Below are 12,291 nucleotides of genomic sequence, written 5' to 3' on the forward strand. Positions count from 1 at the left end.
TTATGGCGGACAAAAAAGGTTCCAGTAGCGAAAAGCTGCTGTATTGCTCGTTCTGCGGAAAAAGCCAGCATGAGGTCAAGAAACTCATCGCTGGGCCGTCGGTGTTCATCTGCGATGAATGTATCGACCTGTGCAACGAGATCATTCGCGACGAAGCGGCCGGCGCGGCGGAAGAGGCCGGGCTGACCAAGTCCGACCTGCCGAGCCCGCAGGAAATCAGCGATATCCTCAATCAGTACGTGATCGGCCAGGAACGCGCGAAGAAGATTCTCGCGGTGGCCGTGTACAACCACTACAAGCGGCTCAAGCATCTCGACAAGAAGGACGATATCGAGCTGTCGAAGAGCAACATTCTCTTGATCGGGCCGACCGGCTCGGGCAAGACGCTGCTCGCGCAGACGCTTGCACGCATGCTGAATGTGCCGTTCGTGATCGCGGACGCAACGACGCTGACCGAAGCCGGTTACGTCGGCGAGGACGTCGAGAACATCATTCAGAAGCTGCTCCAGAACTGCAACTACGAAGTCGACAAGGCGCAGCGCGGAATCGTTTACATCGACGAAATCGACAAGATCAGCCGCAAGTCGGACAACCCGTCCATCACGCGCGACGTGTCGGGCGAGGGTGTCCAGCAGGCGCTGCTCAAGCTGATCGAAGGCACGATGGCGTCGGTGCCGCCGCAGGGCGGACGCAAGCATCCGAATCAGGACTTCATCCAGGTCGATACGACCAACATCCTGTTCGTCTGCGGCGGCGCGTTCGACGGGCTGGAAAAAGTCATCACCGATCGCACCGAGAAAACCGGAATCGGTTTCGGCGCGAGCGTGAAGAGCAAGCAGGACCGCGACGCGGGCGAAGTGCTGCGCGAAGTCGAGCCGGAAGATCTGATCAAGTTCGGTCTGATTCCCGAGCTGATCGGTCGTCTGCCCGTTGTGGCGACGCTCGGCAAGCTCGACGAAGCCGCGCTCGTGAAGATTCTGATCGAGCCGAAGAACGCGCTCGTGAAGCAGTATCACAAGCTCTTCGCGATGGAGCGCGTCGAACTTGAAATCCGCCCGGCGGCGCTTCAGGCCATCGCGCAGAAGGCGATTCGCCGCAAGACCGGCGCGCGCGGCCTGCGTTCGATTCTGGAACAGGCGTTGCTCGACGTGATGTACGAACTGCCGACGATGAAAGGCGTTTCGAAGGTGATCGTCGACGACAACACGATCGACGGCGACGGCAAGCCGCTGCTCATCTACGAAGACGCGCCGAAAGTAGCTGGTTCGAACTGAAGCAGGCTGTGTGTCGGCGAAAGGCCGTTCATGGCGACGTGAACGGCCTTTTATTTTTTCCGGTTTAATGTGGATGTTACTGACGCGATCTTTGACTAACGACTTTTCCCTTCCGATAAAGGCTTGCAATAGCTCTGAACGGCCTTACTTACGACTGAACTGATTCCATTAATGGGGAAATGAAATGTCAGGAACCCAACTCCTCCCGCAGGAACGCATTACGCTGCCGCTGCTCCCGCTGCGCGACGTAGTCGTTTTCCCGCATATGGTGATTCCGCTCTTCGTGGGGCGGCCCAAGTCGATCAAGGCCCTCGAAGCCGCGATGGAAGGCGGCAAGCACATCATGCTCGTCGCCCAGAAAACGGCGGCGAAGGACGAGCCGACCGAAAAGGACATGTACGAAGTGGGATGTGTCGCCAACATCCTGCAAATGCTCAAGCTGCCCGACGGCACGGTGAAAGTGCTCGTCGAAGGGCTGCAGCGCGCGAAAACGCTTTCGATCGAAGAGCAGGAAACGCAGTTCTCCTGCGACGTGATGCCGCTCGAGCCCGATCACGCCGACAGCGCTGAAACCGAAGCGCTGCGCCGCGCGATCGTCTCGCAGTTCGATCAGTACGTGAAGCTCAACAAGAAGATTCCGCCGGAGATACTGACGTCGCTGTCGGGTATCGATGAAGCGGGTCGTCTTGCGGACACCATCGCCGCGCATCTGCCGCTCAAGCTCGACCAGAAGCAGCACATCCTCGAGATGTTCCCTGTGATCGAGCGTCTCGAACATCTGCTCGCCCAGCTCGAAGCCGAAATCGACATTCTGCAAGTCGAGAAGCGCATTCGCGGCCGCGTGAAGCGCCAGATGGAAAAGAGCCAGCGCGAGTACTACCTGAACGAGCAGGTCAAGGCGATCCAGAAGGAACTGGGCGAAGGCGAAGAGGGCGCGGATCTCGAAGAACTCGAGAAGCGCATCACCGCCGCGCGCATGCCGAAGGAAGCCAAGAAGAAGGCCGATGCGGAGCTCAAGAAGCTCAAGCTGATGTCGCCGATGTCCGCGGAAGCGACCGTCGTGCGCAACTACATCGACACGCTGATCGGCCTGCCGTGGCGCAAGAAGAGCAAGGTCAACAACGACCTCACGAACGCGGAGCGCGTGCTCGACGAAGACCATTTCGGTCTCGAAAAGGTCAAGGAACGCATCCTCGAATATCTCGCGGTTCAGCAACGCGTCGAGAAGGTGAAGGCGCCGATTCTCTGCCTCGTCGGGCCTCCTGGCGTGGGTAAGACCTCGCTCGGCCAGTCGATCGCGCGCGCGACGAACCGCAAGTTCGTGCGCATGGCGCTCGGCGGCGTGCACGACGAGTCCGAGATCCGTGGGCACCGCCGTACGTACATCGGTTCGATGCCCGGCAAGATCCTGCAAAGCCTGGCGAAGGTCGGCGTGCGCAATCCGCTCTTCCTGCTCGACGAAGTCGACAAGATGGGCATGGATTTCCGCGGCGATCCGGCGTCCGCGCTGCTCGAAGTGCTCGATCCGGAGCAGAACCACACGTTCGCGGACCACTACATCGAAGTGGACTTCGACCTGTCGGACGTGATGTTCGTCGCGACGTCGAATTCGCTGAACATTCCGCCGCCGCTGCTCGACCGGATGGAAGTCATCCGTCTGTCGGGTTACACGGAAGACGAGAAGGTCAGCATCGCGCAACGTTATCTGTTGCCGAAGCAGAAGCGCAACAACGGCCTGAAGGAAGGCGAGATCGACGTCACGGAACAGGCTATCCGCGACATCATTCGTTACTACACGCGTGAAGCGGGCGTGCGTTCGCTCGAACGTGAAATATCGAAGATCTGCCGCAAGGTCGTGAAGATGTTGCTGCTGAAGAAGGCCGAAGGCGCGGTGAAGGTCGATGGCTCCAACCTCGACACCTTCCTCGGCGTGCGCAAGTACGACTTCGGTCTGGCCGCGAAGGACAACCAGATCGGCCAGGTGACGGGTCTCGCGTGGACGGAAGTCGGCGGCGATCTGCTGACGATCGAAGCGGCGGTCATGCCCGGCAAGGGCGGCGTGATCCGCACGGGTTCGCTCGGCGACGTGATGAAGGAATCGGTCGAAGCGGCACGCTCGGTGGTGCGTTCGCGTTCGCGCCGTCTGGGTATCACGGATGAGTCGTTCGAGAAGAAGGACATCCACATCCACGTGCCCGAAGGCGCGACGCCGAAGGACGGTCCGTCCGCCGGTATCGCGATGACCACGGCGCTGGTGTCGGTGCTCACGGGTATTCCGGTTCGCGCGGATGTCGCGATGACGGGCGAAATCACGCTGCGCGGCGAAGTGCTGCCGATCGGCGGGTTGAAGGAGAAGCTGCTGGCGGCGCATCGCGGCGGCATCAAGCTCGTGCTGATCCCCGAGGAAAACACGAAGGATCTGGCCGACATTCCCGACAACGTGAAGAACGCCATCGAGATCGTGCCGGTTCGATGGATCGATCGCGTGCTGGAACTGGCACTGGAGCGCACGCCGGAGTCGCTGCCGGAAGACGAAGCCAAATCGACGCCGGTCGCTGCCGAAACGCAGAAAGATGCGCCGGCTTCGGGCGAGGTCGTGAAGCACTAAACGCTTCGCGCAACACGGCGTTCCCCGCTGTGTTGAGTGATCGTTGCTAAAAACCCGCGGGTTCATCCCCGCGGGTTTTCTTTTTTGCGCGCGGCATTTTCGAATACGTTCTCTAATGCGCCGGCAAACCGCGCCGAATCAGGCTCAACCCCCGTTGACACGCGTCTTTCGGCTAAGTTAAATGAGCGCCGCATCCAGACTTATCGACATGACTGGCCGCATCGATGGCTGACGTCGATGCATGGCCACATCGACTACAACGTGCCAATTCTGATTCGGGGAATACGATGAACAAGACGGAACTGATCGACCATATCGCGCAGCAAGCCGACATCTCCAAGGCCGCCGCCGGCCGCGCGCTCGACGCGGTCATCGGCGGCGTGCGCGCAACGCTGAAGAAGGGCGGCACGGTGACGCTCGTCGGCTTCGGCACGTTCGCGGTGGGCAAGCGCACGGCACGCACCGGACGCAACCCGCGCACCGGCGACGCGATCAAGATCAAGGCCGCGAAGGTCCCGAAATTTCGCCCTGGCAAAGCGTTGAAGGATGCGCTAAACTAGCGGACTCGCTGGATACGGCGCTTTCAACACGAAGCCCGGTTTCAGCGCAGCGCAAACCAAGTGAATTTGCGGACCGGGTGCTTAGCTCAGTTGGTAGAGCGGCGCCCTTACAAGGCGTAGGTCGGGAGTTCGAGCCTCTCAGCACCCACCAGGTCTCTGTTCATTGCGCGCTACCCAGGAGCGGTAGTTCAGTTGGTTAGAATACCGGCCTGTCACGCCGGGGGTCGCGGGTTCGAGTCCCGTCCGCTCCGCCAAGAATCAATCAGAAAATCCCGTCCGCTGAAAAGCGTGCGGGATTTTTTGTTTGCGTAGCGCAACTGGCAGTCGATCAAGAGTGCTAATTATCGTTACGCGACACGAAACGCGGATCACGCAAATTGCTTCGATCGCACTTTAAGCGATTGATAAATAAAGCAATCTCCCGCTTGCAACGGTTCACGCTCCACGCGCCCGATCCTTCGAAGAAACCGATCCGCTCCCGCCTTTCGCCTTTTCCTCCGCCACTGTTGTAATATCGAGCGTTTTGTTCTGACAACGCAGCGCTACGCATGCTCGACTTCTTCCGAAATCACCAGCGGCTGATGATGGCCTTGCTGATCCTTATCATCGTGCCCGGTCTGGGCATGGTCGGGATTCAGGGTTTCAGCAATTACTTCGACGAGAGTTCTTACGTCGCCAGCGTCAACGGCCACAAGATCACGCGTGCCGAATTCGACAGCGCCTTCCGCCAGCAAGTGGACCGCGCGCGCTCGATGCTCGGCGCCCAGTTCGACGCCAAGATGTTCGACACGCCCGAAACGCGCGCCGCAATGGTCGACAGCCTCGTGCAGCAGCGGGCGATGGCCGACGAAACGCAGCGACTGCATCTGACCGCATCGGATGACGCCGTGCGTCGCGCGCTCATGACCGATCCGGTGATCTCGTCGCTGAAAAAGCCCGACGGAAGCATCGATCTCGACCGTTACAAGCAACTGCTCGCCATGCAGGGCATGACGCCCGAGCAGTACGACGAGCGCATGCGCTATACGCTCGCGACCGAGCAGATTCCAGGCAGCATTCAGGGCTCGTCGTTCACGTCGAAGTCGCTCGCGCAAAGCCTCACGGAACTCGCCGAGCAAAAGCGCTCCGTGCAGGGCCTGTCGCTGCGCACGGCCGATTACGCCGCGAAAATCCAGCCGACCGACGCGCAACTCACGGCGTTCTACGAAGCGCATCGCAATGAATTCGCGACGCCCGAAACCGCGACGATTCAGTACCTCGTGCTGTCGCCGTCGACGATCGCGGCGGCCTCCAAACCGAGCGACGCCGATCTGAAGAAGTACTACGACGACAACATCCAGCGCTATCGCACCGAAGCGGAAGTGCGCGCGAGCCATATTCTCGTGAACGCGCCGAAAGACGCGAGCGCCGCCGATAAAGCGAAGGCAAAGCAGAAAGCCGAAGAACTGCTCGCGCAAGTGAAGGCGCATCCGGACCAGTTCGCGCAGATCGCGCAGAAGAACTCGGAGGACCCAGGTTCGGCGAACAAGGGCGGCGATCTCGGCTACTTCGCACGCGGCCAGATCGCGGGCGGCAAGGCGTTCGATGACGCCGCGTTCGGCCTCAAGAAGGGCGAGGTGAGCAATATCGTCGAGTCGGACTTCGGCTATCACATCATCGAGGCGACCGACGTGAAGCCGTCCATCACGAAGCCGTTCGATGAAGTGAAGGACGCGCTCGCGAAGGACTACACGGCGCAGCAGGGCACGAAGGGCTTCGCCGACGCCGCGCAAGGCTTCACCGATCTCGTCTACGAAAAGGCGAAGTCGCTGCAACCGGCGGCGGACAAATACAAGCTCGCGATCCAGACCGCGACCGTGGGTCCGAAGCCGAATCCGCAGTTGCCGCAGGACAATCCACTCAACAACCCGAAGCTGCTGGCGGCCATCTTCGCGCCGGACTCGGTGAAGGACCGCAACAACACGCAGGCGATCGATGTCGGCAACAACACGCTGATCGCCGCACGCGTGACGGATTACAAGGCGTCGAGCGTTCCCGCATTCGACGTCGTAAAGGACGAGGTGCGCAAGAAGGTCGTCGCGGACCTGGCCGCCGCGATGGCGAAGAAGGAAGGCGAGGCGAAGCTCGCGGAACTGCAGAAGTCGAAGTCGGCCGATGGTTTCACGTCGCCCGTCACGGTGTCGCGCAACGACGCGCAAGGCTTGCCGCCCGCGGCGCTATCCGCGATCTTCAAGGCGGATGCATCGAAGCTGCCCGCGTATGTCGGCGTCGATCTCGGTGCGGACGGCTACGCGATCTATCGCGTGAACGGCATCGACAAAGCCACGCCCGTCGCGGCCGACCGTCTCGCGGGTGCGCAGCAGCAAGTCGCGCAAGTCTACGCGCAAGCTGAAATGGAGGCCTATCTGAGCTCGCTGAAGGCGCGTTCGAAGGTCAAGCTGAGCCAGTCGCCGCCGCCGACATCGAACTGATCCATCCGCATCGGCATACAAGAAAGCCCCGCGTCCGAAAGGTCGCGGGGCTTTTGTTTGAGATACGGCTAAGCGTCGCTTACAGGCAGGCCTGAATGTCGCCGGTCGCCTGGCTGCCGGCCGCGCCCGACGCGCGGAAGCCGACCCACGTGCCCGCGCCTGTCGTGGCCGGACGAACGACGGCCGCCGCGCCATTGGGCGGCTGCTGGCCGGGGACGTAGACGTCGACGGCCTTGTCGCCCGCGAGCGTGTCCTGCGACACGACTTGCTGCTGCGACTTGTCGGCCCACTTCTGGGCGACGCATTGCGCGACCACGTTCGGCGCCTTCTGGCTCGTGCCGACTTGCTGCACGGCGGGCGGCTGCGCGGCACAGGCCGAGATCGCAACGGTCAGGGCGAGAAGAGGGAAGTATTTCACGTGACCTCCTTGTAGAGTCGCTCGACAAAAGAGCGGGGTTATAAGAGTTACGCGAAAGTCTCAGATATCTGAATCGTGGCCGTGTTCCGCGTCGATAAAAAGCTGTCGCGGCCGGCGTCGCGGTCAATGAACGGCGGCGGCGCCCAGCAAGGGTTTCAAGGTTGGCCAGACGTTATCCAGCAGCAAAGGCTGGGCCTGCACCGTCGGATGGATCTGATCGGACTGAAACATGGCAGGTTTGTCAGCAATGCCGGCAAGCAGGAAGGGCACGAGCGGCACGTTGCGCTCCTTCGCGATACGCTCGTAGACGGCGTGGAACTTTTGCGTGTAGTCCGGGCCGTAATTGGGTGGAACGTACATGCCGATGAGTAAAACCTTCGCATGCGCGGCCTGCGATGCATCGACAATACCGCGCAGATTCGTCTCCGTGGTCGCGAGCGGCACGCCACGCAGCGCATCGTTCGCGCCGAGTTCGACGATCACCACGGCGGGCTTGATGCGCGAAAGCACGGCGGTGAGCCGTGCGCGCCCGCCGCTCGTGGTGTCGCCGCTGATGCTCGAATTGGCGACGCTATAATCGAAACGCTCCTTCGCCAGCCGCTCGCGCAAGAGATTCACCCAGCCGGTATCGCGCGGCAAGCCGTATTCGGCCGAGAGGCTATCGCCCAGCACGACGATCGCGGGTTTCGTCTGGGTGGCCGCCTGAACTTCCGCGGCGTGCGCGGGCGCGATGCCCGTTGCCACCAGCGCAATCGCGGGCACGAAGCCGCGCAAGCTCTTTTTCAAAGTGTCCATGCAAAACAATATCGAACCGGTCATCGAAGTACGGGGATTAAGCAAGCGGGTGAAGGACGCGACAGGCGAGCTCACGATTCTCGATCAGATCGATCTGTCGATCGCGAAGGGCAGCAGTGTCGCGATCGTCGGCGCGTCGGGCTCGGGCAAATCGACATTGCTCGGACTGCTTGCGGGATTGGACAGCGCGAGCCAAGGCTCGGTTCGTCTGTTGGGCAAGGATCTGACGAACCTGAACGAAGACGAACGCGCCGCGTTGCGCAGCGGCGCCGTCGGGTTCGTGTTTCAGTCGTTCCAGTTGATGCCGCATCTGACCGCGCTCGAAAACGTGATGCTGCCGCTCGAATTGCGCGCCGAGATGCCGCACGCTGAAATCGCCGCGCGCGCACGGTCGCTGCTCGATCAGGTCGGCCTATCGCAGCGCACGAGCCACTATCCGAAGCTGCTGTCCGGCGGCGAGCAGCAGCGGGTTGCGCTCGCCCGCGCGTTCGTCACGCATCCGGCCGTGCTGTTCGCCGACGAACCCACCGGCAGCCTCGACGCCGCCACGGGCTACGCGATCATCGATCTGATGTTCGAAATGAACCGCCGCAACGGCGCGACCCTCGTGCTCGTCACGCACGACCCTGAACTCGCGGAGCGCTGCGACGCCACGGTAACGATCGAAGCCGGGCGGCTCGTCAACGGCCTGAGCGTATGACGAAGCCCGCATCGCTGCGGGCTTGCGTGTGCATCGGCGGGATCAGCGCTTCAACGCTTTGCGCGCCCGCTCGATGAGCGTCGAAGTCGACGAGTCGTGCTTCTTCGGATCGGCGCTTTGCGCGGTGATATCGGCCTCGACGACCTTGCCGAGAATCTTGCCGAGTTCCACGCCCCATTGATCGAAAGAGTTGACGTCCCACACCGTGCCCTGAACCAGCACCTTGTGCTCGTAAAGCGCGATGAGCGCGCCGAGCGTTTGCGGCGTGAGCGCATCGAGCATGATCGTCGTGGTCGGACGGTTGCCGGGGAAGCTCAGATGCGTCGCGAGTTCTTCCTTGCCGGGGCCCGCGACCTTCTTCGCTTCTTCGAGCGTGCGGCCGAGCATCAGCGCCTCGCTTTGCGCGAAGCAGTTCGCGAGCAGCTTCGCGTGATGATCGACGAGCGGATGCTCCGGCGTCAGCACGGCAATGAAGTCGATCGGAATCAGCGTCGGGCCCTGATGCAGCATCTGGAAGAACGCGTGCTGACCGTTCGTGCCGGGCTCGCCCCAGATCACCGCCGCGGTCGGATAGTCGACCATCTTGCCGTCGAGGCGCGCGGACTTGCCGTTGCTTTCCATCTCCAGTTGCTGGAGATACGAAGGCAGATAGTGCAGCGCCTGCGAATACGGCGCGATCAGGTCGCTTTGCGAGCCGAAGAAATTGCGGTACCAGATGCCGATCATGCCCATCAGCACGGGCAGATTCTTGTCGAGCGGCGCCGTGCGGAAGTGCTCGTCCATCGCGGCCGCGCCTTGCAGCAGTTCGTCGAAATGCTTCGGCCCGACCGACAGCATGATCGACAGCCCAACCGCCGACCATAGCGAGTAGCGGCCGCCGACCCAGTCCCACATTTCGAACACGTTTTCTTTCGCGATGCCGAATTTGACGACTTCGGCCGGGTTCGCTGACACGCCGACGAAATGCTTCGCCAGTTGATCTTCGGGGCAGCCCGACTTGAGGAACCAGTCGCGCATCGAGTGCGCATTGGTCATGGTTTCGAGCGTGGTGAACGTTTTGGAGACCACGATCGCAAGCGTCTCTTCGGCGTCCACTTGCTGCAGCACGTTCCAGAGATCGGCGCCATCGACGTTCGATACGAAGTGCGTATCGAGTTCCTTCGATGCGAGATGATGCAGCGCATGCACGACCATCTTCGGCCCGAGATCCGACCCGCCGATGCCGATGTTCACCACATGGCGAATGCGCTTGCCGGTATAGCCGGTCCACGCGCCGTCGCGGACCTTATCGGAGAAAGCGGCCATCCTGGCCTTTTCTTTCTGCACCTGATCGTAAAAAGGCGCGTCCGGCGACTGCGCGCGCAGCGCCGTATGGAGCACCGCGCGATGCTCGGTGATATTGACGATGTCGCCACGGAACATGGCATCGCGCCGCTCGGTGACCTTGGCTTGCTGCGCGACCTCGACGAGCAGCTTGAGCGTTTCGTCCTTGACGCGGTTCTTGGAGAAGTCGATTGCGAGGCCGCCGCCTTCGAAGGTCAGGCGTTCGGCGCGCGTGGGCGCGGTGTCGTTTTCCGGGGCGAACCAGTCGCGCAGGCGCTCGCCGGAGATGGCATCGAGATGCGACTGGAGCGCCGACCAGGCAGGAAGCGAATTGAGCATCGAGGGTTGGGTCATGAGCGGTCCGATAGTCTGAAGGTGACAGAGGAATACGTTCGTGCGATTGCGGCTCGGCTTGCCTGTGCGTGCGTGTCGTGTCTGGTGAACGCGACTGCACATCAACTAAGGCCGCGGTTGCCCGAATCAAAAAGAGTATAGCGACGATGCGTGAACGGATGCTTGCAAAGCGTCACAGCGGCCGCGCTCGATGCGCGTGAGCGGCGTCAGCTTTGCGCATGCTCCGCGTAAAAGCGGCGGTTGATGAGACCGCGCACCGCGGGTGCGAGTTCGCCCGCGGTCAGGCCCGCCGGGCCGGTGCCGCCGTCGGTGAGGGTTTGCGCGGCGAGACCGTGCAGCCAGACGCCGGCGAGCGCCGCCTCGTATGCCGGCAGTTTCTGCGCGAGCAATGCTCCGATCAATCCGCCGAGCACGTCGCCGGTGCCGCCCGTCGCGAGTCCGGCGTTGCCGGTCGGATTCACGGCGACGCGGCCATCCGGCGAGGCGATCACCGTGCCCGATCCCTTCAGCACGGCGATGGCGCCATAGCGCGCGGCGAGCTGGCGCGCGGCGGCGATGCGATCGGCCTGCACCGCCTTCGCATCGGTATGCAGCAGACGCGCGGCTTCGAGCGGATGCGGCGTCAGGATGCATGGATCGCCCTGCGCGCCGCGCGCCGCGACCTCGGAGGCGAGCGCCTCGTCCTGCGCGACGAGATTGAGCGCGTCGGCATCCAGCAGCTTCGGGATGTCGAGCTTCAGCACGTCGGCGAGCAAGGTGGTGGCGCGCGGGGTCGTCCCCATGCCGCAACCGATCGCGAGGGCGTCCATTTTTTCGAGCGCGAAACCGTCGGCGCGATGCAGCATCAGTTCGGGATGCGGCGGATCGTAAGGCGGAAAACCTTCGCCGACGAACGCAACATGCACCTTGCCCGCGCCGCCGAAGAGCGCCATGCGCGCGGCGAGAATCGGCGCGCCGCACATGCCCGTATCGCCGCCGATGACGGCGAGCGAGCCGAAGGTGCCCTTGTTGGTCGCGTTGTCGCGCGGCGGCATGCACGCGCCGAAGAGCGCCGGCACGTTGAGCACGATCGACGGCGCGGTGCTCGCGTCGATGTCGAGCGTCGCGACGAAGAGCTTGCCGGTCAGATCGCGTCCGAGCGACGTGAAGTGCCCCGGCTTCGCCCCGATGAAGGTAATGGTGGCGGTGGCGCGCACGGCGTCGCCGCCGTTCACCGGCGCACCGGTGTCGCTGTTCAGGCCGCTTGGAACGTCGAGCGCGAGCACGCGGCCGCCGTCGTGCAACTGCCGAGCCCGGCGCGTCATGCGCGCGGCGATTTCCGCGAACACGCCTTCGAGCGGACGCGTGAGGCCGATGCCGAACATGCCGTCGACGAGCCAGCCGTAACCGTCGAAGGAGGCGGGCGCCTCGGCGTCGATCGGCACGCCCGCCGCGCGCGCAGATTGGAGCGCCCAGCGGGCATCGTCGGGTTTCACTTCCACCGGCATGCACACCCGCACCGCGATGCCCGCGCGATGCAGCCGCTCCGCCATCACGAGCGCATCGCCGCCATTGTTGCCCGGGCCCGCGACCAGCCACACGGGCAGGGCGCGGGCATCGGGATCGTGGTCCAGAGCGTCGATGAGACACTGGGCGGCCGCCGCGCCCGCGCGCGCCATCAGCGTATGCGGCGGCAGCGCCGCGGCTGCGCGCGCTTCGAGCGTGCGCAGCTCGGCGAGCGTCTGGAGCGCGAGGGGATCGTCTTTGGGCGTGAAGTAGGGGGAACGGGCGGCGGTCATGGCGGCGGCA

The 12,291-nt window shown here is 62.8% G+C and carries 9 protein-coding genes and 2 tRNA genes; 7 read left to right on the forward strand and 4 right to left on the reverse strand.

Annotated features, from left to right (window positions below):
• Nucleotides 1-2: 2 nt before the first annotated feature.
• The 6 genes from clpX to AWB70_RS34010 all read left to right on the forward strand — a co-directional run bounded on the left by clpX (nt 3) and on the right by AWB70_RS34010 (nt 6,913).
• Complete coding sequence (clpX, locus tag AWB70_RS33985) at nt 3-1,274, forward strand: ATP-dependent Clp protease ATP-binding subunit ClpX (RefSeq protein ID WP_008349753.1); 1,272 nt, start codon at nt 3-5, stop codon at nt 1,272-1,274.
• 184 nt (nt 1,275-1,458) lie between these two features.
• Entirely contained in the window at nt 1,459-3,882 is a 2,424-nt protein-coding gene (gene lon / locus AWB70_RS33990) for an endopeptidase La (protein ID WP_014191279.1), read from the forward strand.
• A 224-nt stretch (nt 3,883-4,106) separates the two neighbouring features.
• Nucleotides 4,107-4,442 carry an HU family DNA-binding protein gene (locus AWB70_RS33995; protein WP_268760515.1) on the forward strand — a complete coding sequence of 112 codons (336 nt, stop codon included), beginning with the start codon at nt 4,107-4,109 and terminating at the stop codon, nt 4,440-4,442.
• Between the two features lie 75 nt (nt 4,443-4,517).
• Nucleotides 4,518-4,593, forward strand: a tRNA-Val gene (locus AWB70_RS34000).
• 26 nt (nt 4,594-4,619) lie between these two features.
• A tRNA-Asp gene (locus AWB70_RS34005) sits at nt 4,620-4,696 on the forward strand.
• Nucleotides 4,697-4,990: 294 nt separating this feature from the next.
• The gene (locus AWB70_RS34010) at nt 4,991-6,913 is read left to right on the forward strand and encodes a peptidylprolyl isomerase (protein WP_045450481.1); all 1,923 of its coding nucleotides are present in this window, start codon (nt 4,991-4,993) and stop codon (nt 6,911-6,913) included.
• A 79-nt stretch (nt 6,914-6,992) separates the two neighbouring features.
• Here the strand turns inward: AWB70_RS34010 and AWB70_RS34015 are convergent, their stop codons facing one another.
• Both AWB70_RS34015 and AWB70_RS34020 read right to left on the reverse strand, forming a co-directional pair.
• A complete protein-coding gene (locus AWB70_RS34015) occupies nt 6,993-7,331 on the reverse strand; it encodes a hypothetical protein (RefSeq protein WP_045450482.1) in 339 nt (112 codons plus the stop codon).
• A 123-nt stretch (nt 7,332-7,454) separates the two neighbouring features.
• Entirely contained in the window at nt 7,455-8,126 is a 672-nt protein-coding gene (locus AWB70_RS34020; protein ID WP_053568064.1) for an arylesterase, read from the reverse strand.
• On the opposite strand from AWB70_RS34020, the gene AWB70_RS34025 reads away from it, so the two are divergent.
• Nucleotides 8,125-8,826 carry an ABC transporter ATP-binding protein gene (locus AWB70_RS34025; protein WP_053568065.1) on the forward strand — a complete coding sequence of 234 codons (702 nt, stop codon included), beginning with the start codon at nt 8,125-8,127 and terminating at the stop codon, nt 8,824-8,826. The genes AWB70_RS34020 and AWB70_RS34025 overlap by 2 nt on opposite strands.
• A gap of 42 nt (nt 8,827-8,868) precedes the next feature.
• On the opposite strand, the gene pgi is transcribed toward AWB70_RS34025, so the two are convergent.
• Together pgi and AWB70_RS34035 are read right to left on the reverse strand one after the other, a co-directional pair.
• Complete coding sequence (gene pgi, locus AWB70_RS34030; protein WP_053568066.1) at nt 8,869-10,503, reverse strand: glucose-6-phosphate isomerase; 1,635 nt, start codon at nt 10,501-10,503, stop codon at nt 8,869-8,871.
• A 206-nt stretch (nt 10,504-10,709) separates the two neighbouring features.
• Entirely contained in the window at nt 10,710-12,281 is a 1,572-nt protein-coding gene (locus AWB70_RS34035) for an NAD(P)H-hydrate dehydratase (RefSeq protein ID WP_053568067.1), read from the reverse strand.
• Between the last annotated feature and the right edge of the window lie 10 nt (nt 12,282-12,291).

Origin of the sequence: Caballeronia cordobensis (assembly GCF_001544575.2) — a bacterium.
Taxonomy (GTDB): domain Bacteria; phylum Pseudomonadota; class Gammaproteobacteria; order Burkholderiales; family Burkholderiaceae; genus Caballeronia; species Caballeronia cordobensis.

Excerpts from the sequence above, each read along its gene's own strand:
- AWB70_RS34025 (WP_053568065.1), top strand. The coding sequence starts at position 8,125 with ATGCAAAACAATATCGAACCGGTCATCGAAGTACGGGGATTAAGCAAG.
- clpX (WP_008349753.1), top strand. The coding sequence starts at position 3 with ATGGCGGACAAAAAAGGTTCCAGTAGCGAAAAGCTGCTGTATTGCTCG.
- AWB70_RS34035 (WP_053568067.1), bottom strand. The coding sequence starts at position 12,281 with ATGACCGCCGCCCGTTCCCCCTACTTCACGCCCAAAGACGATCCCCTC.
- lon (WP_014191279.1), top strand. The coding sequence starts at position 1,459 with ATGTCAGGAACCCAACTCCTCCCGCAGGAACGCATTACGCTGCCGCTG.
- pgi (WP_053568066.1), bottom strand. The coding sequence starts at position 10,503 with ATGACCCAACCCTCGATGCTCAATTCGCTTCCTGCCTGGTCGGCGCTC.
- AWB70_RS33995 (WP_268760515.1), top strand. The coding sequence starts at position 4,107 with ATGGCTGACGTCGATGCATGGCCACATCGACTACAACGTGCCAATTCT.
- AWB70_RS34010 (WP_045450481.1), top strand. The coding sequence starts at position 4,991 with ATGCTCGACTTCTTCCGAAATCACCAGCGGCTGATGATGGCCTTGCTG.
- AWB70_RS34020 (WP_053568064.1), bottom strand. The coding sequence starts at position 8,126 with ATGGACACTTTGAAAAAGAGCTTGCGCGGCTTCGTGCCCGCGATTGCG.